Origin of the sequence: Williamsia sp. (genome assembly GCF_016462415.1) — a bacterium.
GTDB lineage: Bacteria > Actinomycetota > Actinomycetes > Mycobacteriales > Mycobacteriaceae > Williamsia_A.
The window spans coordinates 1-2,128 of sequence record NZ_JAEMTF010000060.1 but is presented as its reverse complement, the minus strand read 5'-3'; the positions used below and the strand labels follow the sequence as shown (position 1 = coordinate 2,128).

The following is a 2,128-nucleotide window of genomic DNA, read 5'->3' as shown; positions in this document are numbered from 1 at the left end:
CCGGTGGCGACACCCCGCAGCCGGGAGGACTCCGGACGCAACAGGTCCCACAGCACCAGCGCCATCAGGAAGATGTTCACCTGGCCGAACCAGATGGTGCTGCGCACCGGCTCGAGCAACGCGGAGATCACGACGAGCGACGCGGAGACGGCGCGCAGCTGCCAGGTGATGCGGTAGCCCAGATTTCGAAAGCTGAGCGTGACCACGAGGTAGAGCACGACGAAGATCAGCAGCGACCAGACGACGCGGGCCGCGGCGAACGGCATCCACGCGAACGGGGTGAACAGCAGCACCGAGATGGGTGCGTAGGTGTAGTCGAGGTGCCCCAACAGCTTTGCGTCGTAGAGGCGGTCACCGTCGAGGACCGTCTGGGCACCCGCGCGGTAGACGTCGAGATCGAGCTGGTTGTCGAAGAGTCCCCAGAAAGGTTCGTCGAACGCGACCACGAGGTGTTGCAGCCAGATCGCGAGAAGTCCCAGCGCGACGGCGATCGTGGTGACGAGTACCGGCCGCGGAACCCGGAGGTCCGGCACCGATCAGGACTTCTGGTCGGCGAGCAGCTTGTCCGCTGCTGCCAGGAGAACACAGGTCGCCACGCCGTCCATGGCGGTGCCCAGCTCGTCGAGGCCGGGGAAGGTCGGGGCGAGACGGATGTTGCGATCGTAGGGATCGCGCTTGTACGGGTAGGTCGAACCGGCTGCGGTCAGGGCGATCCCGGCGTCCTTGGCCAGTTCGATGACCCGCGCGGCAGTGCCGTCGATGACGTCGAGGCTGACGAAATAGCCGCCCTCGGGATCGGTCCAGGATGCGACCTTGGACGCGCCGAGGCGGTCGTTGAGGATCTGCGACACGAGCTTGAACTTCGGGGCCAGCAGTTCACGGTGCCGCGCCATGTGCGCGCGCACCCCGTCGGCGTCGCCGAAGAACTTCAGGTGCCGCAGCTGGTTGACCTTGTCGGGTCCGATGCTGCTGAACGCCGCGTACTTCTGCTGCCAGGCCACGTTCGCCTCCGACGACCCGAAGAACGAGACGCCGCTGCCCGCGAACGTGATCTTCGACGTCGACGCGAACACGTAGGGACGGTTGGGGTTTCCGGCCGCGGCCGCCATCTCCAGGATCGGGTAGGGCGTCGGCGCGGTGTCGGCCAGGGTGTGGACGGCGTAGGCGTTGTCCCAGTAGATCCGGAAGTCGGCGGGCGCATCCATCTCGACGAGCGCCTTCACGACGTCCTCGCTGAACGTGACGCCGGTGGGGTTGGAGTAGGTCGGGACCGCCCACAAACCCTTGATCGACGGATCCTCTGCGATGAGCGCGGCGCAGGCGTCGACGTCCGGTCCGTTGGGCAGCATCTCGACCGCGATCATCTCGATGCCGAGCGCCTCACAGACGGAGAAGTGCCGGTCGTATCCCGGTGCAGGACAGAGAAACTTGATCGTCTGCTGTCCCCACGGGCCGTCGGAGTCGGGGGTGCCGTGCAGGATCGCGTACGAGGTCAGGTCGTACATCAACTGCAGGCTGGAGTTGTTGGCCGCGACCAGTTGCGACGCGGGCACGGCGATCAGCTCGCCGAAGATCTCGCGGAGTTCGGGCAGACCGGCCAGGCCGCCGTAGTTGCGGGTGTCGGTCCCGGCGCCGTCGCGGTAGTCGTCACCCGGCAGCGACAACAGTCCGTTGGACAGGTCGAGCTGGTCGGGTGCGGGTTTTCCACGGGTGAGGTCGAGCTTCAGACCGGCTGCCTGGAGATCCGAGTACAGCGTGGTCAGCTCGTCGCGGGTGGTACCGAGTTCGGTCGCACTCATCGAGTGGAAGTTCACGCTGGCCTTTCGCTCCGAACCCGGGCGTCGAGGATAGATAAGAGGATCCCGCGCACCCGAGAGAGCCCGTTGACCCTTGCTGCCTTCCGGCCCTGGGGGAGTTCACAGGATGCACGCCGCGCGGGATCCGTCGTCAAGTGTAGACGGTGCCGAGCCGGTCGCACAGCGGGGCGTTGACCAGGCCATTTTTGGCGCCTGTCACCTGCGCGGCTATCATTCCCGACGGAGGATTCGCCTAGTGGCCTATGGCGCTCGCCTGGAACGCGGGTTGGGTTAATAGCCCTCAGGGGTTCGAATCCCCTATCCTCCGCCAC

The 2,128-nt window shown here is 66.1% G+C and carries 2 protein-coding genes, 1 tRNA gene and 1 other RNA gene; 1 reads left to right on the top strand and 3 read right to left on the bottom strand.

From position 1 onward, the window contains the following. The 3 genes from JHC79_RS14940 to ffs form a co-directional block, all read right to left on the bottom strand. The coding region (locus JHC79_RS14940; protein ID WP_296392179.1) for a glycosyltransferase 87 family protein at positions 1-533 on the bottom strand (533 nt) is incomplete at its 3' end. 3 nt (positions 534-536) lie between these two features. Then, positions 537-1,814 (bottom strand): aminotransferase class I/II-fold pyridoxal phosphate-dependent enzyme, encoded by a 1,278-nt coding sequence (locus tag JHC79_RS14935; protein ID WP_296392138.1) that lies wholly within the window; start codon positions 1,812-1,814, stop codon positions 537-539. A 37-nt stretch (positions 1,815-1,851) separates the two neighbouring features. Further along, positions 1,852-1,946: signal recognition particle sRNA small type (gene ffs, locus JHC79_RS14930), an RNA gene on the bottom strand. A 92-nt stretch (positions 1,947-2,038) separates the two neighbouring features. On the opposite strand from ffs, the gene JHC79_RS14925 reads away from it, so the two are divergent. Next, positions 2,039-2,127, top strand: a tRNA-Ser gene (locus JHC79_RS14925). Position 2,128 lies beyond the last annotated feature (1 nt).